Raw genomic sequence first — 25,084 nt, forward strand, 5'->3', positions numbered from 1 at the left:
CATATTCGAGTGCGATGGACGCGGACCACATAGTAAGTTGTGCGGGTAGCGTTATCAATAAGACGATAGAAAAAGCAAAAAATGCTTAAGTTGAGTTCGCCGCGACTTTAAATTCTGTGTTGCGGTCAGGTGGTCCTGAAGGTGTAATCGACAGACCTTTACCTGACGGCAAGCACAGAACAGAGGCGGGGCACGGAATTGCACCAAGCCTGTGCCGCTCAATTGAGTAAGGCCAGATATCCCAGGAGAAGTTAGAGATGAAATTGCGGTCATACGCGAGGGGGACGAAATCCATCCTTCTTGGCGCCACCATGCTGATGGGTTGCGGTGCCGCTGTCGCGCAAGCGCAGGAAGCGGCCAAGAACGCGGCTGAGCCGGAAGTGGTCGTGGTTACGGGTCTGAAAAAGAGCTATGCCGACGCCGTTCGTGCCAAGCGCAACAATATCGAAATCACCGATGGTATCTCCTCGGATGGTCTGGGTCGCTTCCCCGACCTGAACGTGGGTGAAGCCCTGCAACGCGTCCCCGGCGTCCAGATCAACCGCGAAGCCGAAGGCCGTAACGCCACCATCAACCTGCGCGGTATGCCAGGCTCCTACGCCCGCACGACGCTGAACGGGGTGGCCTTTGCCGCGCCGCCGTCGCTCGCCAATGATCAGGGCGCGCCGCTCGGTGCTTTTAACTCCGACATCTTCTCGGCCTTCGTCATCGAAAAGTCGCCGATGGCCAATGCCCAGTCGGGCGGCCTCTCCGGCAATATCGACATGCAAATCGCCGGCGCCCTGTCGCGCACGGACGGCGGCGTGTTCAAGGCGGCGATGGAATATAACGAGCTGGGCGGTAAGACCGCTCCCGCCTTCACCCTGGGCTATAACAAGCACCTGAGCAGCACCCTGGCCGTCTTTGGTACGGTGGCCTACAAGAAAGAAAACTTCCGCCGTGATACGCTGCGTTTTAACGGCTACAGCCGTCTGACGCCGGGCCTGACGGGCCTGTCGAAGTCGCAGTTTGCCGCCACCTATGGCGATTACTATTCGGCCACAGCTTGTCCGCAGTCGGGCTCCTTCTGCCGCACGCTGAACAGCGTGGTCGGCGCTTTGCCTAACGAAAACTTCAACACCGCCACAACGGGTTCGAAGGGCAATACCGGCGTCTATGCGCTGGACGCCATCCGTCAGTATACCCGTGAGAATATCGGTCAGTTGTGGACCGCTTCGGGCGGCGTTGAATGGAAGCCGAACGACAACACAAAGGTCGGCCTGATCGGTTACTACACCCAGCGCGATCTGCCGAAGACCACCCAGTACTTCCTGATCAACGCCGTCTGGGATGGCGCGGGCACCATCACGCCGTCGGGCACGCCGGTTCAGACCTCTGACGGTCGCTGGCTCTATCAGACGGCCGACTACGCTAACTTCCCGGCCAAGTCGTCGACGCGCCTCTACTCGCAGAAGCAGGAGTCGCAGGGCTTCATCGGCAACCTCGACTGGTCGAACGAAGACTGGAAGGTTTCGGCCATTGTTGCCGGTTCAAAAGGGGCCAACCAGTCTCTGGAAACCGAGCTCGATCTGCAAACCAACCCGGTCACCGGCGGCAACGGGATCAGCGGCCGTCTGACGACCGGCTTCGGCGACCTCGATGGCTTCAGCTACACGGTCAACCCGACCCCGCAAAACCGCATCTTCAACACGGGCTGGATCTGGGGCGGCAGCGACGACCCGGAAGGTTACAACACGGCTGACGGCAAGTACTACCTGAACATCTCCGGTTCGGAGAGTTTCGCTGAGCAGACGGTGACGTCCGCACAGATCGATGCGGAACGCTTTGTGAAGTTCGGTCCGATCACCAGCATCAAGGGCGGGCTGCGCCTCGAAAAGAATGAGTTCAAGTCGCGCGGCTTCCGTAACATGGCTTATGGCGCCAAGTTGCAGAATATCACGCAGGACCTGGTCTATACCCCGTCCTTCGTCAACGACTTCATGAACGGCAATGCTTCGATCAGCAAGAACTGGCAGGTTATCGATGCCGAGCGCTTCATTGCGGCGGTCACCCCCGTGGACATCTACACCCCTTCGGGTGGCGGTCTGACCACGCGCGGCTTTAATATCCTGTACAAGGATGGCGCCTTTGCCGATAACAACTACCGCACCCAAAACGACCTGACCCAGGCCTACATCCAATTCAAGTACGAAACGGAAGTGCTGGGCCACCGTCTGCGTGGTAACTTCGGTACGCGTTACGAAGGCACGCAGAACACCATCGACTCGCTCGACACCTACCGCAACTTCACCGGTGCCGTCGGCTCCCTGTCGGACTTCAAGTGGCAGCGTCTGGAAAACAAGTATCATTACTGGCTGCCGTCGGCGATCTTCGCCGCCGACATCAAGGATGACCTGATCCTGCGTGGCGCCTATTACAAGACCTACGTCCGTCCGCAGGACCGTCAATTCTCGCCGGTGACTCGCATTGGTGAGCCGGTAAGCTCGAACCAGAATGCTGGCAATCTGACTTCGGCGACGGCGTCGATCCGAATTGGTAACAACAAGCTGCGTCCATACCTCGCCGACTCCTACGATCTGTCGCTGGAATGGTATAACCGTCCGAACGGCGTGATCTCGCTGGCCTACTTCAAGAAGGTCATCACCGGCCGTATCGTGGGCACCTCGGACCCGGCCATCCTGTGTCCGGCCGATGGGTCGAACTGGGGTTATGGGCCGCTGTCGTGGGATGGCCAGACGTGTACCGCTACTAGCCGTAGCACGGCCACGAACAAGCTGTATATCTCAGCCTCAGGGGCCTACAACCTCGACAGCGACACGACCGTGGACGGGCTTGAGTTCAACATCCAGCAGAACTTCGACTTCCTGCCGGGCTTCTGGAAGAACTTTGGCGGTAACTTCAACTACGCCTATACCAAGTCGAAGAGCCCGGCCATCGCGCCCTTCCCCGGTATCTCGAAGCACGCGGCGAACGCCATCCTGTACTACGAGACCCCGAAATACGGTATCCGCGCGGTTTACAACTACCGTACCGACTATCCTCTGAACGCCAACGGCACCTATACGGGTGGCGCGCGTTCGGTGAAGGAACGCGGTCAGCTCGACCTGTCGGCCTCGTATAACCTGACCGATCGTTTCACCATCTCGCTCGATGCCTATAACATCACCGACGAGAAGCGTTACGAGTTCGAAAACGATCACCGCTTCGTGCGCTGGATCGATTACGACGGTCGTACCTTCACCCTCACGGGTCGTGCGACCTTCTAAGCCTCCTGCGGGTTCCCGTTCGCGGGAACCCGCCTCTACCGTGTCCAGAGCGCTCCCCCTCCTGAAAAATAGCTCTGGATACGGGCCTCGATGCCTGACAAGTGTTTTGTCAGGCATCTTTTTTTCAGCTAGCGGTAAGGGACATGTCCCAGAAGATAAGACACGTGGTCATTGCCGGAGGCGGCACGGCGGGGTGGATGACCGCCGCCTGGTTTGCCAAACTGCTCAAGGACGATGTCGAAACCATCACCCTCGTCGAAAGCGAAGAGATTTCGACCATCGGCGTGGGCGAGGCGACAACCCCCTATATCCGCGTCTTCAATCAGGTTCTCGGCATTGACGAACACGCCTTCCTCAAGGCGACCTATGGCACCTACAAACTCGGTATCGAATTTGTCGATTGGGGTGCCCTCGATAACCGCTATGTGCACCCGTTCGGCCCTTTCGGCCGGGAATTCGGGGCCCTGCCGTTTCATTCGGTGTGGCTGCGCCATGCCCTGAGTGGCGATGAAGCACCTCTCGATTCCTATAATCTTCAGGCGCTGGCGGCCAAGGCCGGCAAGTTCATGCCGCCCGCCGGGGCCAATTCGCCGCTGGCCGAAATCAGTTATGCCTATCATTTCGATGCCGCCCACTACGCCGCCTTCCTGCGCCAGATGTCCGAGGCCGAAGGGGTGCGCCGTGTCGAAGGCCGCATCGAACACGTCGATCTGGATGAGCGGGGGTTCATCACCGGCCTGCGCCTGAACGGCGAGCGCCTGATCGAGGGCGACCTGTTTATCGACTGCACCGGTTTCCGCTCGCTCCTGCTGGGCGGGGCACTGGGGGTCGGTTTTGAGGACTGGTCGCACTGGCTGCCGTGCGACCGCGCCCTGGCTGTGCCCAGCCGCGCCACCGAGCCGCCGGTGCCCTATACGCGCTCGACCGCCCATAGTGCCGGGTGGCGCTGGCGCATTCCGTTGCAGCACCGCGTCGGCAATGGCAGCGTCTATTGCAGTCAGTTCATGGACGAGGACGCGGCGCGCGAAAACCTGCTGGCCAATCTGGACGGGGAGCCTCTGGCCGAACCGCGCGCCATCCGTTTCCAGACCGGCCGCCGCCGGAAATTCTGGGAAAAGAACTGCGTCGCCATTGGCCTGTCGTCCGGCTTTCTTGAGCCGCTGGAATCGACCTCGATCATGCTGATTCAGAACGGTATTGCGCGATTGCAGTATCTGTTCCCCGATCGCGACTTCCATCAGGCCGATATCGACACCTATAATGCCGATCTGACGCGCGAATATGAGGAGGTGCGTGACTTTCTCATCCTGCACTATTATGCCGGATCGCGCCGCGACAGCGCCTTCTGGAGCTACTGCCGCGACATGGCCGTGCCCGACGCCCTGACCCACCGGCTCGACCTGTTCCGCAGCCGCGGCCGCATCCCGCAGGAGCGCGGCGAGCAGTTTCGAACGGGCAACTGGCTGGCGGTCATGTGGGGGCAGGGCCTGCGCCCGGCGGCCCCCGATCCGCTGACGCTCAGCATCCCTGAGGCGCGCTCGGAAACCTGGCTGCGCCAGACGCGCGAAGTGATCGCCGCCTGTCGTGACCGGATGCCACCGCACGAGGACTATATCCGCCACTTCTGCGCGGCCAATGTTTAGATAAGGACTGCCATGACCCGATCGACCCGCCGCGAAACCCTTGGGGGGCTTCTGGCCCTCAGCACCCTTCCTTTGCTGGCGGCGCAGGCCCGTGCACAGACGGGGTCATCGGGTGCGGGGGCCTCGACCAGGGTGCTCGGGTTCAACGCCCCGGCGGCGCGCTGGATGGAGGCCCTGCCGGTCGGCAATGGCCGTCTGGGGGCCATGGTCTATGGCGGCGTCAAAAGCGAGCGGCTGCAACTGAACCATATCGAGCTGTGGTCCGGGCGCTCGGTCGAAGACAATCCGAAGACGACGCGCGCTGCCTTGCCCAAGGTGCGTGAGCTTTTGTTCGCCGGCAACCGCGTCGAGGCCAATCGTCTGGCGCAGGATCAGATGATGGGCCCGATGAACGAGGTTGATTACGGGTCCTATCAGATGCTGGGTGACCTGCGGCTGGAGATGGGCCATGGCGAGGCCGTCAGCGACTATAGCCGCGAGCTCGACATGGCCACGGGTCAGGTCACGGTCCGCTACAAGATTGGCAAGGCCACCTACAGCCGCACGGTGATGGCCTCGGCCCCGGATCAGTGTCTGGCCGTTTATTTCGAAACCAGCGCTCCCGAGGGCCTGTCCCTGACGGCGATGCTCAGGCGCGACCGCGATGTGGCGTTCGACTGGCAGGGCGGGGTACTGAAAATGTTCGGTCAGCCCCAGCCTTATGGCGTGCATTTCTGCGCCTATCTGGCCTGCCGCAGCGACGGCGGCCGCGTTGCGCCGGACGGTCAGGGTTTCCGCATCACGGGCGCGCGTTCCGTCCTTCTGACCCTGACCGGAGCCACTGATCTGCTGGCGCCCGCTCCGGAAACCGTCGCCCGGGCGGCGCAGGCCAAACTCACGGCCCGTTCGTGGAAGAGCCTCGCCCGCGATCAGATCCGCGATCACCGCGCCCTGTTCGACCGCGTGGAGTTGACGCTGGCACCGTCTGGCGTGCCGGTTCTGGCGTCCGAACGTCTGGCGGCGGCGTCCGACGCGGCCGAAAAGGCGCTGATCGAGACCTACTTCAATTTCGGGCGTTACCTGCTGATCGGCTCGAACCGGCCCGGTTCCCTGCCGCCCAATCTTCAGGGCCTGTGGGCCGACGGCTTTGCCCCGCCGTGGAGCGCCGACTACCACATCAATATCAATATCCAGATGAACTACTGGCCGGCCGAGGTGTGCGGCCTGTCCGAACTGCACCACAGCCTGTTCGACTATGTGGACCGCCTGATGCCCCATGCGCGTCAGACGGCGCAGATCGCCTATGGCTGCCGCGGGGCCGTGGCCCACTACACGACCAATCCGTGGGGGCACACGGCGCTGGACGGCAATGTGCAGTGGGGATTGTGGCCGGAGGGTCTGGCGTGGCTCACCCTGCATTACTGGGAACATTATCTCTATACAGGCGACCTCGACTTCCTGCGGGCGCGCGCCCTGCCGGTGTTCAAGGCCTGTGCCGAATTTACGCTCGACTATCTGGTCGAAGACCCGCGCACCGGCAAGCTGGTGTCCGGTCCCGCCAGTTCGCCCGAAAACAGCTATGTCATGGACAATGGCAAGGTCGGCTATGTCGATATGGGGTGCGCCATGTCGCAGTCCATGGCCTTCACCGTCCTGACACTGACAAAAAAGGCGGCGGACACCCTGTCGGCAGAGCCTGAATTGCGCGAGGCCTGTGCGGCGGCGCTGGCGCGACTGGACCGGCTGAAGATCGGGCCCGATGGCCGCGTGCAGGAATGGAGCGAGCCGCTCACCGAAGCCGAGCCCGGTCACCGGCATATCTCGCACCTGTTTGGCCTCTATCCTGGCATTGAGATTGATGTCCACGATACGCCCGATCTGGCTGAAGCGGCGCGGCGCACCCTGACCGAGCGCCTGCGGCATGGGGGCGGTCATACGGGCTGGAGCGCGGCGTGGCTGACCATGTTCCGGGCGCGGCTGGGCGACGGCGAAGAATCTCTGGCCATGCTGAGAAAGCTGTTTCGTCAGTCTACGGGGGCCAACTTCTTCGATACCCACCCCTACACGCCGGACCCGATCTTCCAGATCGACGGTAATCTGGGGGCGACGGCGGCCATCGCCGAGATGCTGGTGCAAAGCCACAATGGCAGCCTGCGCCTTCTGCCGGCCCTGCCGAAATCGTGGGCGAACGGGCGGGTGCGCGGCCTGCGCGCGCGCGGCGGTGTGAGCGTCGATCTGCAATGGGCCGAGGGCAGGCTGACCCACTGTGTAGTGCGGGCGTCGCGCAAGGCGCAATTCCGCCTTGTGCCGCCGCCGGGTCAGTCGGGCCTTGCACCGCTCAGCCAAGGCAAGCAAAAGCTCGTCTGGGGGCAGGTGGCCGACTTGCAGGCTGGCCAGAGCTATGCGCTCTAGGCCGGGCCGTGACGACGAGATAGCCGCGGGCAGCGCGCCCGATCAAATGCGTGCGGGCGCATTGACCCGGCGGGCGGGCACGCGCTATCCAAGACGTTCAACAGCCGTGCGGCGGAACGTCATGTCAAACGAAGACCTAGCCTCGGACGAGTTACGCACCCAGCGCGATCTGAGAGCCTATCAGATCATCGGGCAGTCCCTGCTGCAACGCATCCGGTCCGGCGAGTTTCACGCGACGGGCAAGCTGCCGACCGAGCGTGAACTGGCCGAGGTCTATGGCGTCGGCCGCGCGGTCATTCGCGACGCTCTGGTCATGCTTGAAGTCAAGGGACTGGTGCAGTCGCGTCAGGGCTCGGGCATCTATATTACCAAGGCCGCCTACGCCGAAGGCTGGCCCGATCGCAAGGAAGAGTTCGCCGACCGCCCTCTGAGCGAAGCGCCCGCGCCGAAATGGCTCGATATCCTGCACGCCCAGCAATGCCTCGAAAGCCATATTGCCCGACAGGCGGCCCTTGCGGGCGCTGACGAGGGGGGCGCGCTGGAGGAGCTGGTCGAGCGGCTGCGCCAGGCGCCGTCACCAACCGAACTGAACCGCCTGAATGGCCTGTGGCACGCCACGCTGGCGCAGGCCGCGCGCAACAGCGAACTGATGTGGTTGTCGCAGCAGATGTGGGAGCGGCGTGCGCAGGCGGCCACCGCGCAGACTCTGGGCGATTATCCGAATTTGGCCGCTACCCGCCAGCTGTGCGCCCTCGATCACAGGCGCACGCTGGAGGCGATCCGAAAAGGCGATGCCGACCGCGCCTATTTTGCCATGTGGCATCACTTCGAAAACCTCAAAGCCCTGTACAAACCGGAAAAGGCCCCGATCGGCGTGTAAGTGCGCCCGGCATTGGCCGGTCAATCTGGATACAGGGCGAGGAGTTAAAAAGTAACAGATATAGCGTTTTGAGCCGCGCGTTCTGAGGCCATAACGTCAAGATTTTGATATTGGTTGGCCAATAAAACGTGTATGCTGCTATGGTTCGGGCCTGACGCACCGGGTTCCAGCAGATCGGAAAGAGTTGAGAGCCCTGATGAACCCCAGAATGGCATCCAGACAAAGCCGTGACGGCCATAGCGACGCCGAGCCTGTGCTGAGCGAGGAAGCGTGGAACGAACGCGATCTGCGGGCCTATCAGGTCATTGGCAAGTCGCTTCTGGAGCGTATCCGTTCGGGTGAGTTTCGCGCCAGCGGCAAGCTGCCGACTGAGCGCGATCTGGCTGAAATCTATGGCGTCGGGCGGGCGGTTATCCGCGACGCGCTGGTCATGCTCGAGGTCAAGGGCGCGGTGCAGTCGCGGCAGGGCTCCGGCATTTACATCATGCCGCAGGCCTATGCGCAGGGCGTCAATGTCGATCCGTCAGACGGCTTTGCCGGCGCAGAGCTGGCGGTCGCGCAACTGAACCCGCAGCACCTGATCGACGCGCATCAGTGGCTGGATTGCCAGATTGCGCGCATCACCGCCGCGCGGCATACCGAAGACGATATGGCGGCGATGGAAAAGGCTCTGCAAGGGCTGATCAATACCAGCGCGGACGAAGAATATGAGCCGCGCAATCATCACTTCCATCGCCAGATCGCGCAGGCGACGCACAATTTCGAGTTCGTCTTCATGTCGGAACAGGCCTGGCAGCGGCGTCAGCAAAGCCCGGCCATGCGCAATCTGAGCGTGCTTCTCTATGGCGACCGCTTCCGCAGTCTGGTCTTTGCCGACCATCAGCGCACGCTTGATTTCCTGCACCGCGGCGACGGCGACGGGGCCTTCTATTCCATGTGGCACCATTATGAGAACCTCAAGACGGCGCTAACCCTGGCCGAGTCGCTCCCTGCCATTCAGGGCTAAAGGCGCCTAAACCCCCTCGGCCTCGAACCCGGCGGCCCGGTGGCTGCCGTCGCAGAACGGTTTGGCCCCCGACTGACCGCAGCGGCACAAGAGAGCGCTCTCGACCCGCGTCACCACGCGCCCGGTCCCGGCGCAGATTTCGAGATTGCCGGTAATGCGCAGCGGGCCATTGCGCTGCGGATCGACCAGCAGTGGCCCGTCCCGTACGGCGAGGGGCTCAAGGCTCTGTGTTTCAGGCTCCCCCGTAGCTGTGAACTGGACCTCATGATGGGAGCCGTCGCAATAGGGCTTGTTCTTTGAGGCTCCGCAGCGGCAGAAGGTCGCGCGAAATCCGATCGTCTCGCCCGCCACCGTCAGTGGCGCATGGATAGCATTGGGACCATTCTCACGCGTGCGCATCATATTGACTGCCGGTGCCCGTTCATCCGGGCGCGTCTTCCCGCGGTAGCCAATGGCACCGGATGGGCACGCGTGCGCCACCTCGATAAGTTGATCTGTCGGTGTTTCATCCGGGTGCAGCCAGGGGCCCACGACATTTGCGATGAAGCTTTTGGGGGCACCCGTCACGCAGAAGCGCGCATGGATGCAACGTTTCATATCGACGACCAAGGTGAGGTCTTTCCCTTCAACCACTTCGGGCGCGGAGTTGCTGCCGTCGGAAGGGGCGACGCTTTTCAAAGACTCCGGTGCGGCTTCGGGCGGCGTTGTGTCAGGGGTGTCGGTCACGGTGGCTGTCCGAAGGTAGGTGGTGTAAACTGATCTTAGTTGCGAAAGCGCGCGTTCCACGCGGGGACTTGACGCGATCTGACGTCCGCCCTCTTCAATTTCTTTCAGCCGGTCGCCCAGGAGCTTGCGAATAGCCGGGGTCGAACCGGGCGTATCCAGTGTGCGCAGCGTGGCGAAACTCAGTCCGGCATTGCAGTCGTCGTGCTCATTGGCCTTTAAACGGGCCAGTTCGCGCGCCAGCGGGTCGAGCGCCCGCATCAGACTGATCGAGGTATTGATCATCAGCCGCTTCTCGGCCATGTCGGTGGAGGCGAAGCCCTGCGCCAGAAATCGCAGCATATGGTTATAGACGGCGTTGCCCAGATCGAGCACCTGACGCGGACGGTCGCATTCGACCCACACGCGGTCTTGCGGGTCGTGGATCGGTTTGCGCATCACCGGATTGCGGGCAGCATTATAGGCGGGCTTGAAGTCCGGAGTGTCGGCGAGGCGCGCCTCATAAGCCTCACGGATCTTGACGAAGCGGCTGTAGTGACTGCGCTTGCAGCCGATCTCCGTGCCTTCGCCCTGCTCCACAATGGTCTCGATGGCCTTTTTTGCGGAAGCCAGATCGGTGATGCGCACCAATCCGGTCAAAGGCAGTATGCTGGGACACACCTGAAGGGCGGGATCGCCGCAAAAGAGCGAGGCTTCGCCCATCTGTTCGCTCAGTTGCTCAAGCCCGGCCTCTACCGAGCGGTAGAGGTGTCCCACCGTCAGATAGTCCTGCGCCGATGGCATAAGACGCAGACCGGCCAGCGCGCGCTGATAGGCCGGACGATTGTCAAAACCGCGGCCATCCGGTTCATGGCTGCCCTCGGGCCGTTCCAGATAAATGAAATGCTGAAGGGTTTCGGGCGTAAAAGGCGCCAGCCGCACCTGGATCCCCGACGGGTGATAGCCATCGGCCACCGGAAAATTCGGGCGGCTGAGGTGACCTACGCCGCCAATAGCGTTCATCAGATTAGCGACCAGCGTCAGATGCGTCATTTCGTCGATGGCAACGTCAACAATGGCCCGGTGCCAGCCACGCACGGTCTCGCGCAGGTCTTCGGCTACGTCGTCGTCTGCTTCCGTCTTAAGCGACCAGGCCGCGTAGAGGTAGCAGCACATCAGGTTGTGCTCGATCTCCGCCGCCTCGCACAGACTGTCGAGCAACTGCTCGCGGTTATGGATGATAATGGCAGGCTCTGCAGAGGTCATGTGCGGGTCCCGGGAGGCAGGTGAGATCAACCTATCACCGAATTTCGCGGCAAGGCCAGCAATGCTTTCGCTTTTTGACTGCGCCATGGGCACAGTTGCCTTGCGGGCGGCAAAAAACAATGTTCGGATAATTTTTTCGCAGGCGATGTCGAATCCGCCTGTCTTTGTGCGTCAGTCAGCCGAAGACATCTGGGTCTTCGTTCCACGAAGGAAACACGTCATGCACTACATGCTTCTGATTGCCGAGTCCGCCGAAGGCTTCGCCGAGCGCAACTCCGAAAACGCCCCCGCCTACTGGAGCGGCTGGATGGCCTATTCTGCCGCCATTGTTGAAGCGGGCATCTTCGTTTCGGGCGCGGGCCTGGCCGGGCCTGAGACCGCCACCGTCCTGCGTTTTGACACCAAAGGTCAGCGCGTGCAGGATGGTCCGTTCATCGACTCCAAGGAACAGGTCGGTGGCTTTTTCATCATCGACGTACCGAATCTCGATGCCGCCCTGGATTGGGCGCGCAAGGCCCCGATCACGCGCGGGGGTTCCGTCGAAGTGCGCCCCTGCCTGCCCCCGCCGCCGCGTGACTGATGCGGGAGGATAAGCGGCTCATAGAACGTGTCTTTCAGGCGTCGTCCGGACGACTGACGGCCTATCTGGCGGCGCGTTTCGGTGATGTCGCCCTCGCTGAAGATGCCCTGAGCGCGGCCTTCGCGGCGGCGCTCAGGCTATGGCCTGACACGGGCGTGCCCACCTCCCCGGAGGCCTGGCTCTATCAGGTGGCCCGGCGCGCCATCCTGGACACCCTGCGCCGGCGCAAGACGGCCGCCGCCTATGCGGCCGATCCGGTGGCGCAAAGGCCGGAGGCAGAGGATGCGCCGGGTTTTGTCTTTCCGGACGAGCGCTTAAAACTCCTGTTTGTCTGTGCCCACCCGGCGATTGCGGCGGACCTGCACATCGCTTTGATGCTCAATACCGTCCTGGGAGTCGAGGCGCACCGCATTGCCCACGCCTTTGTTATTTCACCGGCGACCATGAGCCAGCGTCTCACCCGCGCCAAGGCGAAGATCCGTGAGGCGCGTATCCCTTTTGTCATTCCGGACGCCGAAGATATGCCGCCGCGCCTGCACAGCGTCCTTCAGGCCATCTATGCCGGGTTCGGCATTGGCTGGGACGAGGCGCGCACGCGCATGGGGGCGGAAGACCTGACGCAGGAATGTCTGCTGCTGGCGCGCCTTGTCGCAGAGTTGATGCCGCAGGCCCCGGAGGCTCTGGGCTGTCTGGCCCTTCTGCTCTATAGCGACGCCCGTCACAAAAGCCGTACACGTGATGGGGCCTATGTTCCCTTATCCGAGCAAGACGCCACCCTGTGGGACGCCGATCAGATGCGCGAAGCGGGGCAGGTTCTGCAACGCGCGGCGCGCTTTCAGCACTCGGGGCCATTTCAGCTGATGGCGGCGATCCAGAGCGCGCATATTGAGGCCCGGCTGACGGGGCGTGATTACAGCGAGGGTGTAGCGCATCTCTATGCGGGCCTGCGCCACATCGCGCCCGGTCTGGGGGTCGAGGTGGCTTTTGCGATGGCGCTCGGCAATGCGCAGGGCCCAGAATTCGGGCTGCGCCAGCTCGACCTGATCGACCCGGTGCAGACCGCCAGCTACCAGCCCTATTGGGCGACGCGGGCCGACCTGCTGCGGCGGGCAGGGCGGATGACCGAGGCCGCCAGCGCCTATGATCTGGCCATCGGTCTTTCGGGCGACAGTGCCGTGCGCCAGTATCTGATCGGGCGCAGGGCCGGTCTCGGGGCTGGCGGCGCTCACGCGTAACGACAAACCCCGATGATCCGGACGTGTGGTCTTATTGCCGGCGGATCCGGGCGACGTAGCCCCCCTGCGGACTTAAGGTGATGTCGAGGCTTTCACCGGGGGCGACGTGACGTTTGCCCGTAATGAAGGCGGCGGGGTTCTGACGGTCGTCGGCATAGTCTTCGATCTGCCACTTCCCGGGCGTGAGGAAGTCCAGTTTCAGGTGCGCCGACCTTGGGGTCTCATTATTGATGACCGCGATGTACCACGCCTCACCCGACCGACGGGCAAGGGCGGCGACCTCGCCCGGCTGACTGGGCGCCAGTACCCGGGTTTCATCCCAGACGGCCGGCATGTCTTTTATGACCCCGAAGGCCGGGTTGGAAATATAGGTCTGCGGGTGTCCGCCGAACGACAGAAAGGGCGAGGTAAACATGACCATCTGCGCCAGTTCGTGCGACCACGTATTGCCCTGAAGTTCCTTCGGCGTGAAGACGGTGGGCGTATAGTCGCCCGGCCCGGCCACGTAGCGCGTAAACGGCAGGATGGTGTCATGCGCCGCCGGCAGTTTCCGGTTATAGCGCGTGATGTGCCATTCATGACCGCGCACGCCCTCGCGTGTCAGGACGTTGGGCCAGGTCCGTTCGGTGCCGCTGGGCTTTATGGCACCATGGAAGTCAACCATCAGACGCGCAGCGGCGGCATCGCGGGCGGCGTCTTCGTACCAATTCGACCACGTCCGGCTCCCCGGTTCCGGGAAATCGATCTTGACACCGACCACACCGGCGTCGGCCAGTCGTTTGAAAAAGCTGCGGCGGGCATCGGCTTCAAAGACTTCGCGGCTGTGGACCCACACCCAGATACCGACGCGTTTTTCCCGCGCATAGCGCACGGTTTTTTCCAGCGTCGGCCAGGGTTGCTTCCACTTGGCCCAGCCGTCGTCGATCAGATAATATTCATAGCCAAGCGTCTTCGTCCAATCGACCCATTGCGGCTGATCGTCTTCGAGGGGATCACCGATCGCCAGCCATTGCCACGTGGAGCGGCCCGGCTTGATCCAGTCGGCCCGGGCCAACTCGGCGGACGGGGCCGGGTTCACGTTTTGAACGAGGGTGGAGTTGACCAGTTCGGTGAGGGTTCGCGCAATGATCGTGACCCGCCACGGCTGAATGACGGCGGCGTCCGTCGTCCAGCCCTCGGGATTGGCGTAAAGTGTGTTGAGGAGCAGCCCGTCCGGAGACACGCCGACCGCGCTGTCGGCATAGTCCCTGACGGCGGCCTCTGTGAGGGTCACCCACAGTCCGTTGATTTTAAGCGTAATCGGCGCGCCGAGCCGTTTGCCTGACAGTTGCGATAAACGGCTCTGATAGTAGGGGTTTTCGTAATCTTCTTTGAGTTCGGATACCCACATTGTGGCGTCCGCGTCGCTGGGTCGCCAGCCCGAAAGGTCCGCTTCGACCTTGCGGCCGGTCTGCGCGGGCAATCTGAGCCTGACCGCAACGCCGTCGTCGGCCACCTGCACATCGGCGAAGGCCACGCTGCCCGTGTCCCGCAGAGAGAGCGTCGCTGTATTGGCCTTGTGTTCCGCAAAGCGCTTGACGCCATAGAGGCGGTACGTTTCGGCGACCTTGCCTCGCTTGACCTTGGTAATCACCGTATGCTGACCCACGTCGATGGCGTTGGTGCGGATGCCAAGAGGCGAGGCGGCCAGTACGTCCTTGCCATCAGCGGTCACCTTATAGGTCAGGTGCCCGCTCTCATCGCTGATATGGACCCTGACCTTTCCGGAGGGGCTTTCGATATTCACCGTGGCGGCGTCCGCCGTCTGGGCGACCGAGAACAGGGCGACCCCCAGCAGCGCGACCGTTCTGAAAACCGCTTTGGTCATTCTCATGAAACCTCTCCAATGCCTCTTTGTGCGGCCCCTGCGGCCCTCTCAGCGCTTATGAGCGCGCTCTTATCCGCCTGTCAGAGTTAAATGCCAGAGCGATTTCGTCAATAGTTAATTGTACGACAAAACAACATTTAAACCGCTATTTTGCATATGGACCAAATCTACCTGGGGGGTTCAAGGCCGCGAACAAAAAAATCTACCGCTTTGGTGCAGTAGTGACCAATTTCTTCATCAGAAGGTCGATCTCCAATGCCCATGCCGCACCGCATATGTATGTCTGATCCCTTGATTAGCGACGAAAATACATGCGTGTAAAAGACTGGGTCTTCAATCTTAAGGGTGCCGCGCGCCGAAAGACGTTGAAAATATCTCGCCATTGCCGCTTTGACACGTCCGGGCCCAGCCTCGAAGAAAAGGTCGCGTAAGTTTTGGTGATTGGCCCCATCCGCGCGAAGAATCGTTTCAATTGACATAGCCTCACGACTGTTCATGAGGTTCATGAGACCAATCGCTATAGAGAGAAGAGCTTCCCTTACCGGCAACTCGTCACACTGTTCAAACAGGGCCTCTGGAATAAACTCTTCGCACTTTGCACGAACGACGGCGGCAAATAGTTCTTCTTTGGTCTGAAACCGCCTGTAGAGCGTAAGCTTGGACATGCCAACGCCTTTGGCCACGGCCTCCATGGTCGCGCCCTGGTAGCCGAGTTCCAGAAACAAGTCGCCAGCTACCTTCAAAATTTGAGGGATAAGGTCGGCATTGATCGGCCGGCCGCGCCGCCCTTTTGACAAATTTGGCATATCGCTCATAATAATGGTACTTGACGGTCCATTAATTTATTGCCATTTATGATACTCAATGGTTCACTTAATGGCAACTCCATGAACGCCGTCGCACTTAAGATGTTGTTAGGAGACCGGGCAAAGTACCTCGGTCTTGTTTTCGGCGTTACCTTCGCCACACTTTTAATGGCGCAACAAGTCTCTATTTTTGTGGGGATCATGTCGCGTACAGCCAATGCCATCACCAGCGTCCGGGAAGCTGACGTCTGGGTTATGGATCCTCGTGTACGGTACGTGGATGAAGTCGAGCCTATGCGAGACGTAGAGCTCAGCCGCGTCCGTTCAGTACCGGGGGTAGATTGGGCTGTCCCCTTTTACAAGGGCCTATCGACCATTCGGCTCGCAGATGGCCTGACTCAGCAGGTCCAATTGATTGGGGTGGATGATGTCTCTCTCATCGGTTTATGCGATGACATGCTTTCTGGCCGACGCGACGCCATCCGCGATCCTCAATCCGCGATTATGGACCGAAATGGCTTCTTGTTCGTGTGGCCGGAAGGCGATTTTCAGAATAGCCGTACCTTCGAACTGAACGACAACCGTCTTCGGATTCGAGGCGTATGCAACGAAAAGCCCACCTTCCTGACCTTTCCGATACTCTATGTCACTTACCAGACCGCAATGGAGATTACGCCGCCGCAGCGTAAAAAGATGCCATTCATTGTCGTAAAGGCGCGTGACGGCGTGACTGCGGAAGCGCTCGCAACACGCATTGCACACACGACTGGGCTTCAGGCGCTGACCGCTCCGCAATTTCGTTGGCGAAGCATCAACTACTACCTTGAGCGGACAGGCATCCCGATTAACTTTGGTATTACGATTGCGTTGGGTGCCATTATTGGCGCAGCGATTACCGCTCAAACCTTTTACATTTTCGTTGTTGAGAACCTAAAGCAGTTTGCGGCGATGAAAGCTGTGGGTGTGACCAATGGTCAGCTTCTCAGGATGGTCCTGCTTCAGGCGAGCGTCGTAGGTTCAATGGGGTATGGCCTGGGGATGGGCGCGACTGCGCTGTTCTTTTTCGCCACCAAAAATCAACCCGCGCTTCAGGGTTTTCAGCTCTACGCCCAGGTTATGGCGGGCACCGCGGTAAGCATCGCCATAATCATTTTGGGTTCCATCCTGTTCAGTCTGCGCAAGGTATTTCGCCTTGATCCGGCTGTTGTGTTCAGGGGGTAGGGCGCAATGTCAGACGTTTCACTTAGACATGTCTCGAAAAGCTTTGCCGCTGGAGATGGCCAGGTGCAGGTCCTTCACGATGTAAGTACAGATATCAGGCTTGGCGAATTGACAATGCTTGTGGGGCCTTCCGGCTGCGGGAAAACCACGCTCATATCTATTCTATCGGGGATTTTATCGGCCTCTGCCGGCGAAATCGAACTTCTCGGACATTCACTGACGCAGATGAATGATCGCAAAAAGGTAATGTTCCGACGCAAGAATATAGGCTTTATCTTTCAGCAGTATAATCTTCTACCGGCACTCACGGCGGCTGAAAATGCGGGTATGCCGCTGATGGCGTCAGGTCTGTCGATGCAGAAGGCCTCTCAGCGAGCCTGCGAGCTTCTCGACGCGGTCGGAATGAGCGACCATGTAAACAAGCTCCCACGCCAGCTATCAGGTGGACAGCAGCAGCGCGTCGCGATCGCCAGAGCCCTTGTCCACTCACCTCGTCTGATTGTCTGTGATGAACCTACAGCAGCTCTGGATGCCGCATCGGGTAAGGGCGTTATGGACATTTTAAGGCAGATCGCCAGTACACCTGAGCGCGGTGTGATCGTCGTCACCCATGACAATCGGATCTACTCTCACGCCGATCGTATTCTCGAAATGAGCGATGGTCGCCTCATCGGCGACCATGCGCCCGATGCCTTCATTCATAAGGAATAGTACTACGGCGGGTTCGTCGAAAGCCAAGACGTGGACGCTTAAGCCGTCAAACTTGATCCTTCCCGCGCTAGCGGTACTTGGGATGGGATTTGCAATCTTCACCGTGTTTTTTAAGCCCGTGGAAGCGGCACGAATTCCAGCAACCCCACCGCCTCGGTCTCCCGCCGAAGGTGCGCTGGCAGCTGTAGGTGTTGTTGAACCGCGAAGCGAGATTATTCAACTTGGTGTCGAGTTGCCGGGGATCGTTCGGTCCCTAAACGTCAAGGTCGGTCAGGACGTCACTGAGGGAGAGGTCTTACTTGCCCTTGACCAGCGCGATATTGATGCAGAGATTGCGCGCAGGCAAGCCGTAGTAGACAGTGCACGGATTCAGGCTGCAGATGCGCTTGCACTCTATAAAAGGATCTCTAACGTCGATGACACGGCGGCCGTCTCAGCTGAAGAAACCGAGCAACGCCAGTACGCTCTGAAACTCGCCGATGCGCGTGTGAAAGAAGCGCAGGCAACCCTCGAGGCGGCTCGCACGACGAAGTCCCGCTTGACGCTGACTGCCCCCATCCCTGGACGAATCCTGGAGTTGAACGTAAGACCGGGTGAATTTGTCGGCTCGCCTTCTAATCAGGTCTTGATTTCCTTGGGCGACGTCTCACGTCTTCATGTGAGAGCCGAGGTGGATGAAGAGTTTCTCACTCGGCTGTCAACAGGAACCTCCGCCTATGCCACGTTTAGGGGGGATGCAAGGAAGTATCCTCTAAGCTTTGTCCGAAGCGAGCCGTATGTTCGACCAAAGCAAAATCTGACATCAGCTTCGCCGCGCGTCGACACCCGGGTTGCACAAGTCGTTTATGCCCTCCCGGAGGACACGCGCACGGATTTTGTCGGCCAGCAAATGGACGTCTTCATAGGAAGTCCCTCTGAAGGAACGCCGAAATGAGGGCCGTCGTCTTCCTGTTTAGCCTGTCCGCTGCAACACCCGTATTCGCAGCGGAACCCCCAGCAGCCTCGCCTGCATGTATAGACCAGCAGCCCGCTGCCGTCGCCACGTATCAAACTCTTTGGTCGGAGTTTGCGGATCCTGGTCTGATCTGCCTCGCGCAGCACGTTTTGAACGACAATCCAAATCTTAAGGCAATAAGGGCGCGTGTTGAAGCGGGTTCTTCGATAATAAAAGCTCAGCGGGCGCGGCGTCAGCTGAGTGTTGATGGCCTGATAACAGGCTACTCCGGGAACGATCAAATTGGTTCCAATACCGACGCTAGTCTGGGGCGAGCCGGTTTGGAGGCACGCTGGGAGATTGATGTCCGTCAACGCCTCTCCCTAGAAGAAGCCCGCGCCGGTTACGCCCGAGACCGTGATGCGGCTCTATATGAATCATCGGCCTTTAGTCTGTTGGCGGACCTTACCCAGAGGTTGATCGCACTACGCGCCCTAGACGGAAAAATCGACTTGCAAATTCAAATCGTTAATCTCCGTTTGCGTCAGGTTCAACGCGAAACCGCCCGCCTACAGTCCGGGCTCGTTAGGGGAGGACGATCGCAAGATCTCGAAGCCAACCTTGCAGCGGAACAGAATGCACTCGAAGGATTGCAGGCCCAGCGTCAAGCTACCCTGGTCCAAATTGAAGCCCTGACAGGATATTCCAGAGATCAACTCAATGATGCGTTGCGGCCCAAGGCCCTGCCTCCAGTGCCGGCGCCCGCCGCGGTCGCGGCGCTGCCCCTCGACCGACTTGCATTTAATCCCAAGGTGAGAGCTGCCGCGTCCGAGGTCGCCCGTGAAGAAACAAACCACCAGATAGCTCTCGCTGCACGCTGGCCGCGAGTGAGTCTGTCGGGCTTCCTGGGGTTGCAGGATGGGTCCAACGGACTCAGATTGAGTGCCAACCCCATACAAAGCCTCTCGGCGCAGCTTCTTTCGCCCATTTTTGATCGCGGGCGAATAGATGCCGATGTTGCAACTGCGGCCTCCTATAAGAAATCGGCGATAGCGTCCTATCACGCGGCGTTGACCGAAGCGCTCGAAGACAGCCAGCTCGCCGTGGCAGAATACGAAGGCGCGTACAAACAGGGCCTTGCCAGTGAGAAAGCCCTTGCCATGAGTGTGCGCGCTCTTCAAATCGACCAAAGCCGCCAAAGAGCAGGACTCGTGTCCGATGACATTGTGACTGAAGGCGAGCTAAAGCGTCTGTCCCGTCAGATGGCGATAATACAGGAACAGGAACAGGCCCATGTGGCCTTCGTACGCCTTCAGAGGGTCTTGGGTCCTCAGTCGGCGCTTTCAACCTCTTCTGCTTACAATTACGCTAAGGTACAGGGATTAAAACAATGACGGACACAGTACTTGTCACCGGCATCGGTGGCTTTATCGCCAAGCATCTGGCGGCGCAGCTTCTGGCCGAGGGGTTCACGGTGCGGGGCACCGTGCGCAGCCCATCGCGCGCCGAAGAGGTGCGCGTGGCCCTTCGGGCGCAGGGTCTGCCGCTCGATCGTCTGAGTTTTGTCACCCTCGATCTGGAACGCGATGAGGGCTGGGACGAGGCGGCGCGCGACTGCCGCTTTGTGCATCATGTCGCCGCACCCTTTCCGCTGGTGCAGCCCACTGACCGCGAAGCTCTGGTGCCCGCCGCTCGCGATGGCGCGCTGCGCGTTCTGAAAGCCGCCAGCGGAGCGGAACGCATCTGCATGACTTCGTCGATTGCCGCCATGATGTATGCGCCGCGCGCGCAACGCCGCTTCACCTTCGGCCCCGAAGACTGGTCCGATCCCGAATGGTCGCTCAACACCCCTTACGTCGTCGCCAAGACCCGCGCCGAGCAGGCGGCCTGGACCTATATGGACCAGGTTGGTCGCCGTCAGGCCCTGACGGCCATCAATCCCGGTCTGGTGCTGGGCCCGCCGCTGGATGCGCATTGGGGCACATCGCTCGACGTCGTGTCGATGCTGATTCAGGGCAAGTACCCCGCCGTGCCGCCGGTGGCCTTTCCCATCGTCGATGTGCGTGACGTGGCGGCCTTGCACGTGAAAGCGATGACCGCACCGGTCGGAGGGCACCGCCTGCTGGCCGCGGCCGATACCCTCTCCCTGTCTGAAATGGGCCAGTTCCTGCGCACGGTCCTGCCGCAAAACGCGAAGCGCATTCCGACGCAGACATTGCCGCTCAGCGTGACGCGCGTCCTGTCGCTGTTCGACAAATCGCTCGCCACGCTCAGGCCCGATCTCGGTCGCTACCCCGTGGCCGACAGCCGCCTGACCACAGAGTTGACCGGACTGACCTTGAACAGCGCCAGAGACGCGGTCACGGCCGCCGCACGGGCTCTCTCCGGCAAGGCCTGAACCGCTCAGGCTGTCCAGGCGAGGGCCGGGTCGCTCATAAACCCTTCCTTGGGCGTATGGGTCAGGTGATTGGTGTAGTTGGAGATGGTTTTCACCGCGATGATCGTAACGACCTCCAGCACCTGCGCCTTTGTAAAGCCCGCCGCCAGGAAGGCGTCCACCGCCGCATCTCCGGCAAAGCCGCGTTCGCGCACCACGGTTTCGGTAAAGAGGCGCAAGGCCTGTAGTCTGGCGTCGGTGACCGGCGCACGGTTACGCAGAGCCTGGATGACACCTTCGTCCAGATGGGCGTTACGCGCCAGCCAGGTGTGACCCATGGTGCAGTATTCGCAGGCGTGCAGCACGCTGACGGTTAGATAGACGAGCTGAAGCTCTGCCGGGCTGAAGGTTGTTTCGGCGGCGACTGCGGTAAACAGCCCGTCATAGGCCGACAGAGCCAGCGGACTTTCGGCCAGCGTCCCTTGCAGTTTCGGCGTGAAGCCCCAGGCCTTGTGTACGGCTTCAAGGCGCGCCTTTGAACCGGCCGGCGCGGAGTCGATCGAATGAACGGTAAAGAGGGTCATGGTAGGGGTCCTGTCTCGTGAGGCGTCGGGAGTGGTGCTCCGTGATCACCTTATATGCGCCGTTAAATCCGCAATAAATTCATAGACAGGCATGATACTCATGCGTATTTTGCATGAATGGACACGCAGGCGCTCGACCTCTTTGTTGCCGTTGCTCACGCCGGAGGCTTTGCCGCCGTCGCGAAAGAACGGTTGCTCGACCCTTCGACCGTTTCGCGCGTAATTGCGGGGCTGGAGGCGGAGCTGAATGTCCGCCTCTTTCAGCGCACGACCCGCTCGCTCAGCCTGACCGAGGCGGGGGCGCTCTATCTGGCGCGCATCGAACCCCTGCTGGATGAGATGCGCCGGGCGGCCGCCGAGGCTTCCAACGTCAATGCCGAACCCAGAGGGGTTTTGCGGCTGACGGCTTCGGTGGCTTTCGGAGTGCAGCAGATTGCGCCTCTGGTTGGCGAATTTTGCGCCCTCTATCCGGGCCTCAAGCTCGACTGTGTCTTCACCGACGCCAATCTGGACCTTGTTCAGGAGCGCATGGATCTGGCTATCCGGCTGGCCCCGGCGATTGAGGGCGATCTGGTCGCCACCCGGCTTTTTTCAACCCGCTATCATGTGGTGGCAAGCCCCGACTATATTGCGCGTGCCGCGCCCATCGCCGAGCCGCGCGACCTGCTCACCCACCGGTGCCTGCTTCTGGGGTTGCGCGCCTTTCGCTCGACATGGAAGTTCAGGGATGCGCACGATGCGCTCGAAGAAGTGTCGGTGGACGGGGATGTGGTCATCTCTACCCCTCTGGCCTTGCGCGCTGCCGTGCTCTCAGGCGGCGGTCCGGCCCTGTTGTCCGGTTTTCTGATCGCTGACGATCTGCGCGCCGGGCGTCTGGTCGATCTTTTCCCCGACCATCGTCCGACCCCGACCACGTTCGATACGGGCGCGTGGGCCATCTACCCCAGCCGCGCCTATCTGCCGAACAAGGTGCGGGTGATGATAGACTTTCTCAGATCGCGCCTGAGCTAAGGCCGGAATATCTCAATGCCCTCTGTTATCTGCGACCTCAGGCTTTCGGCTGAGTGCGGATCCACGCGGCGGCAGCGTCCATCGCCGTATCGCGTCCGAGCGCAATATCCTGCGCGGTCGGGGCGACAAAGACGTCCGGGTCTATGCCCTTGTCCGGTTGCGGGGTAGGGGCGAAATAGCCAACCAGCGGCAGGTCGAATTCGATGCCGCTCTGCGGTAGCTGAGTGAAAAAGAAGCCGCCGCCATTGATGCCTCTGAGATTGCCGCCGGTCTGGCGGCCGAACAGTTTAATGCGGCCCGTCTGGCGCGCCGAATAGATAAAGCCGAAGGTGGCGGAGCTGTTGGCGGGCCCGATCAGGGCGGCCACAGGCACACGCAGCTTTTTGGCCGAGGGTAAAAGTGCGGGCACCGTGTCTCTGGCGGGGCGTTCTATGAACCCGTCGTCCAGTTTACGCCCGCCGACTCCAATGGTTTTAAAGCCTTCGTCCCACGTCGAAACGTGGGGTGCCAATACGTCCGGTACGGTTTCAAAGCGGACCTTTTCCACGAAGTTGATGGCCTGGGTCGGTCGGTCGATCAGGCGACGCAGCAGCGGGTTGCCACAGTCATCGCCCCCTTCATTGCCGCGTATATCCATGATCAGCCCGCGCGCGCCGCTCAGGCTGTCGAGACGGTCTTCCAGCCATTCTTCCCACTTCCACGGGCTGTTCCACATGGCCCAGCCGGGCATGTCGAGCACGGCGATACCGTCGTCGCGCATCGTCCACGTCCAGCGCGGGTCGGGGCTGTCTTCGGGCACGCGGGTGATCGTCGCCTGACGCGCCTTCAGCGTCATCACCGGCACCTCGACCTGTCCGGCGCGACCATCCGGCCAGACGACGTCAAGCCGGTGAGTGTCCCCGGACGGCGGGCACAATAGCCCCTGAAAGACGTCGAAAAACTCAATGGTTTCCGTCCCCTGTACGCTCAGGAGAGAGCGGCGCTTGCCGCCGTTGTGGCCATCGGCCCGGCTAACCGGCAACAGGCGCGCCAGCATCTGCGCCGCCGGCAGCCCGTTGACGGACGTCACGCGCGTACCGGGGCTCAGCTTATCGGTGCCGCTAAAGTCCTGCCGCACGATCATCTCGTCGCCCAGCCACTCGAAGTAGAAGGGCAGGCGGGTCGGGCGGTCGAACAGGGTCGTGACCTCGGCCGTCTTCTGATTGAAAAAGTTGCAGTAGCTGTGGCCGCAATTGAGCGAGGAGAGGAAGCGTGACAGGATCAGATAACGGCTTTCGCTCGAAGGGGTTGCCTCATAGGCGCGCTCTACGGCATCAAGGCGCCCGGCGATTTCAGCGGGCGTGTTGTACCGCAACAGCCCCGGATGAATAGCCATCGCCGCCCGGAACACCGTCATGTCCTCGGAGCGGGCGGCTCTCGACCACGCCCGGCCGGACAAGGTGGCACTGGCCGCCAGGGCGGTGAGAAGGGTTCGTCTATGCATCTTGTGTCTCCCTGTTAGCGGCACCAGGCGGCGACGACTAAGTCCCGCATGAACCCCTTATCCTGCCAAAGCTGTCCCCAGTCGGTGGCGGCGGTGCGGCTGAAGGCGATGATGACCCCCTGCCGCTCCGGCCAGATGAGGTTGAGCGTCTGCACATTGCCGACCGCACCGCGTCGTTCGACGACCGTCATAGGCTGGGCGCAGCCCGTGGGCTTGACCGTATAGGCCCACGCCCCCAGCGCCACATAGCCGAGCGACGGTTCTCCTTCCCACAGCGCTTTCAGGCTGTCACGCGACAGCAGGCGTCCGGACATGAGCGCCGTATCAAAGCGCATCAGATCACGTGCCGAGCCCTTTATGCCAGCCGCCGCCTCATAAACCGACAGGGACAGGACCGGCTCCGGCGCGCCGTCGCTATCGACTGCGGTGAAGGGCTCGCGATCGCCCGGCTGGTAAAGACGCAGGGTTTTCAAGCCCAGTGGCCCGCTGATCCGCTCTTCGAGAAGCTGCGCGAAGGGGCGTCCCGTCACCTTTTCCAGCACATCCGACAGCAGATAATAGTCGCAATTATTGTAGTGGAAGGCCTCCGGGTCGGCGCGCAACGGCCCGCGGCAAAACCCGTGATCGGCCTTGTCGTGGGTGTAGAATTGCGCCACGCCATCGGCATTGGCCGGCGTTTCGGAGGGGTCAGGCAGGCCCGACTGATGCCGCAGGAGCGCTTTAACGGTGACGTTTCCGGACGGAAGGTCGGCAAATTCCGGCAAGACCGCTTTCAAGGGTGTGTCGAGTGACACCTCCTTGCGTTCGACTGACATCATCACCAGCACGGCGGTAATCTGCTTGCTGATCGAGGCCAGTCGCCACGGCGTGTCCAAAGTCGCGGCCTTGCGGGTTTTTGAAAGCCGGCCGGCGGGGATGGCTTCGGTGGGCTGTCCCTCTACCGAGGCCACCACAATGCCGTTAAAACGCCCCGTGGCATTTTCCGCAGTGACGATGGCTTTGAGCGGTGTTTGCGCGCACGCGGGCAGGGCCAACAGCTCAGCCATCAGAGAAAGGCAAAGGGAAAGACCCCGGCCGGAGCCACGTTTCGCTGCGCGCATGATCTGGCTCCCCCTGTCTGT

19 protein-coding genes are annotated in these 25,084 nt (G+C 61.1%); 13 read left to right on the plus strand and 6 right to left on the minus strand.

Going from position 1 to position 25,084, the window contains the following annotated elements:
• Positions 1–257 precede the first annotated feature (257 nt).
• The 5 genes from PQU94_RS07730 (at position 258) to PQU94_RS07750 (ending at position 9,186) form a co-directional block, all read left to right on the plus strand.
• Positions 258–3,266, plus strand: a complete 3,009-nt coding sequence (locus PQU94_RS07730; protein ID WP_272740893.1) for a TonB-dependent receptor — start codon at positions 258–260, stop codon at positions 3,264–3,266.
• A 143-nt stretch (positions 3,267–3,409) separates the two neighbouring features.
• Entirely contained in the window at positions 3,410–4,909 is a 1,500-nt protein-coding gene (locus PQU94_RS07735) for a tryptophan halogenase family protein (RefSeq protein WP_272740894.1), read from the plus strand.
• Positions 4,910–4,921: 12 nt separating this feature from the next.
• A complete protein-coding gene (locus PQU94_RS07740; RefSeq protein WP_272740895.1) occupies positions 4,922–7,300 on the plus strand; it encodes a glycoside hydrolase family 95 protein in 2,379 nt (792 codons plus the stop codon).
• Positions 7,301–7,421: 121 nt separating this feature from the next.
• Positions 7,422–8,180, plus strand: coding sequence for a FadR/GntR family transcriptional regulator (locus PQU94_RS07745; RefSeq protein ID WP_272740896.1), 759 nt, complete (start codon positions 7,422–7,424; stop codon positions 8,178–8,180).
• 208 nt (positions 8,181–8,388) lie between these two features.
• Positions 8,389–9,186: a FadR/GntR family transcriptional regulator gene (locus tag PQU94_RS07750; protein ID WP_272740897.1), complete on the plus strand. Its 798-nt coding sequence runs from the start codon at positions 8,389–8,391 to the stop codon at positions 9,184–9,186.
• A gap of 6 nt (positions 9,187–9,192) precedes the next feature.
• On the opposite strand, the gene PQU94_RS07755 is transcribed toward PQU94_RS07750, so the two are convergent.
• Positions 9,193–11,154 (minus strand): ferritin-like domain-containing protein, encoded by a 1,962-nt coding sequence (locus PQU94_RS07755; protein WP_272740898.1) that lies wholly within the window; start codon positions 11,152–11,154, stop codon positions 9,193–9,195.
• A gap of 220 nt (positions 11,155–11,374) precedes the next feature.
• Between PQU94_RS07755 and PQU94_RS07760 the strand changes: the two genes are divergently transcribed.
• Together PQU94_RS07760 and PQU94_RS07765 are read left to right on the plus strand one after the other, a co-directional pair.
• Entirely contained in the window at positions 11,375–11,734 is a 360-nt protein-coding gene (locus tag PQU94_RS07760) for a YciI family protein (protein WP_272740899.1), read from the plus strand.
• Positions 11,734–12,969 (plus strand): RNA polymerase sigma factor, encoded by a 1,236-nt coding sequence (locus PQU94_RS07765; RefSeq protein ID WP_272740900.1) that lies wholly within the window; start codon positions 11,734–11,736, stop codon positions 12,967–12,969. Before PQU94_RS07760 ends, PQU94_RS07765 begins: the two co-directional genes overlap by 1 nt.
• A 31-nt stretch (positions 12,970–13,000) precedes the next feature.
• Here PQU94_RS07765 and PQU94_RS07770 read toward each other — a convergent pair whose 3' ends face one another.
• Together PQU94_RS07770 and PQU94_RS07775 are read right to left on the minus strand one after the other, a co-directional pair.
• Entirely contained in the window at positions 13,001–14,842 is a 1,842-nt protein-coding gene (locus tag PQU94_RS07770) for a glycoside hydrolase family 97 protein (protein WP_272740901.1), read from the minus strand.
• A 161-nt stretch (positions 14,843–15,003) separates the two neighbouring features.
• On the minus strand, positions 15,004–15,651 hold the full coding sequence (locus tag PQU94_RS07775; protein WP_272740902.1) for a TetR/AcrR family transcriptional regulator: 648 nt from the start codon (positions 15,649–15,651) through the stop codon (positions 15,004–15,006).
• Between the two features lie 72 nt (positions 15,652–15,723).
• On the opposite strand from PQU94_RS07775, the gene PQU94_RS07780 reads away from it, so the two are divergent.
• From PQU94_RS07780 to PQU94_RS07800, 5 genes are all read left to right on the plus strand, one after another.
• On the plus strand, positions 15,724–16,863 hold the full coding sequence (locus PQU94_RS07780) for an ABC transporter permease (RefSeq protein ID WP_272740903.1): 1,140 nt from the start codon (positions 15,724–15,726) through the stop codon (positions 16,861–16,863).
• 6 nt (positions 16,864–16,869) lie between these two features.
• Entirely contained in the window at positions 16,870–17,574 is a 705-nt protein-coding gene (locus PQU94_RS07785) for an ABC transporter ATP-binding protein (RefSeq protein ID WP_272740904.1), read from the plus strand.
• 82 nt (positions 17,575–17,656) lie between these two features.
• A complete protein-coding gene (locus PQU94_RS07790; RefSeq protein ID WP_272740905.1) occupies positions 17,657–18,508 on the plus strand; it encodes an efflux RND transporter periplasmic adaptor subunit in 852 nt (283 codons plus the stop codon).
• Positions 18,505–19,902, plus strand: a complete 1,398-nt coding sequence (locus PQU94_RS07795; RefSeq protein ID WP_272740906.1) for a TolC family protein — start codon at positions 18,505–18,507, stop codon at positions 19,900–19,902. Before PQU94_RS07790 ends, PQU94_RS07795 begins: the two co-directional genes overlap by 4 nt.
• Positions 19,899–20,906 carry an NAD-dependent epimerase/dehydratase family protein gene (locus tag PQU94_RS07800; protein WP_272740907.1) on the plus strand — a complete coding sequence of 336 codons (1,008 nt, stop codon included), beginning with the start codon at positions 19,899–19,901 and terminating at the stop codon, positions 20,904–20,906. The genes PQU94_RS07795 and PQU94_RS07800 overlap by 4 nt, the downstream gene beginning before the upstream one ends.
• 5 nt (positions 20,907–20,911) lie before the next feature.
• Here PQU94_RS07800 and PQU94_RS07805 read toward each other — a convergent pair whose 3' ends face one another.
• Complete coding sequence (locus tag PQU94_RS07805) at positions 20,912–21,469, minus strand: carboxymuconolactone decarboxylase family protein (RefSeq protein WP_272740908.1); 558 nt, start codon at positions 21,467–21,469, stop codon at positions 20,912–20,914.
• A gap of 117 nt (positions 21,470–21,586) precedes the next feature.
• Between PQU94_RS07805 and PQU94_RS07810 the strand changes: the two genes are divergently transcribed.
• Positions 21,587–22,480, plus strand: coding sequence for a LysR family transcriptional regulator (locus PQU94_RS07810; RefSeq protein WP_272740909.1), 894 nt, complete (start codon positions 21,587–21,589; stop codon positions 22,478–22,480).
• 37 nt (positions 22,481–22,517) lie between these two features.
• On the opposite strand, the gene PQU94_RS07815 is transcribed toward PQU94_RS07810, so the two are convergent.
• The gene (locus tag PQU94_RS07815) at positions 22,518–23,963 is read right to left on the minus strand and encodes a S41 family peptidase (protein ID WP_272740910.1); all 1,446 of its coding nucleotides are present in this window, start codon (positions 23,961–23,963) and stop codon (positions 22,518–22,520) included.
• Between the two features lie 14 nt (positions 23,964–23,977).
• On the minus strand, positions 23,978–25,063 hold the full coding sequence (locus PQU94_RS07820) for a serine hydrolase domain-containing protein (RefSeq protein ID WP_272740911.1): 1,086 nt from the start codon (positions 25,061–25,063) through the stop codon (positions 23,978–23,980).
• Between the last annotated feature and the right edge of the window lie 21 nt (positions 25,064–25,084).

This window comes from Asticcacaulis currens (assembly GCF_028550395.1).
GTDB classification, from domain to species: Bacteria; Pseudomonadota; Alphaproteobacteria; order Caulobacterales; family Caulobacteraceae; genus Asticcacaulis; species Asticcacaulis currens.